The 513-nt window shown below is 71.0% G+C and carries 1 pseudogene; it reads right to left on the bottom strand.

From position 1 onward, the window contains the following. Positions 1–209, bottom strand: a pseudogene (locus tag A6V37_RS41695) (poly(3-hydroxyalkanoate) depolymerase); the annotation flags it as partial. Between the last annotated feature and the right edge of the window lie 304 nt (positions 210–513).

Below are 513 nucleotides of genomic sequence, written 5' to 3'. Positions count from 1 at the left end.
AGATAGCCACGGCCGCGCGGCGGCTGAATGTGGCGGCTATGCTTCCGCACCAGCCACGGCTCGCTCCGGTATGCACCACCGTATATGTCGGCGCCGACCCGCCGCATATCGGCCGGATCGGCATAGCGGCGCGGGCCGATCAGCTTCACGCGCCCCGAGACCCGCCCCGGCCCCAGGATGACCGCCGCCCTGGCAGCCGAACGATCCACCCGCCCCCAGCTACCGCGCTCACGATTCACGAATTTCTGCCCCAGCCGGCCCCCCCACCCTCCCCCCTCCCCGCCCACTCCTCCCCCTCTGCTTCTCACTCCCCCTGCCCACCCACCCCCACCGCCCCCTCCGCGCCACTCCCTGAGCCGCACCCTGACCCTCTCCCCGCACTCCCACCCTCCCCCTCCCACGGTCCCCGCCAGGCCGCGCCGGCGCGCCGTCCCCCTCGATCATGCCCGTCGCAGCTCACTGCATCAGCAGCATATATCAACACACAATCCTCTCCTTCACAGCACAACGCCA

Origin of the sequence: Paraburkholderia ginsengiterrae, assembly GCF_001645125.1 — a bacterium.
In the GTDB taxonomy this organism is placed as follows: domain Bacteria; phylum Pseudomonadota; class Gammaproteobacteria; order Burkholderiales; family Burkholderiaceae; genus Paraburkholderia; species Paraburkholderia ginsengiterrae.
This window is presented reverse-complemented; position numbering and strand designations above follow the sequence as displayed.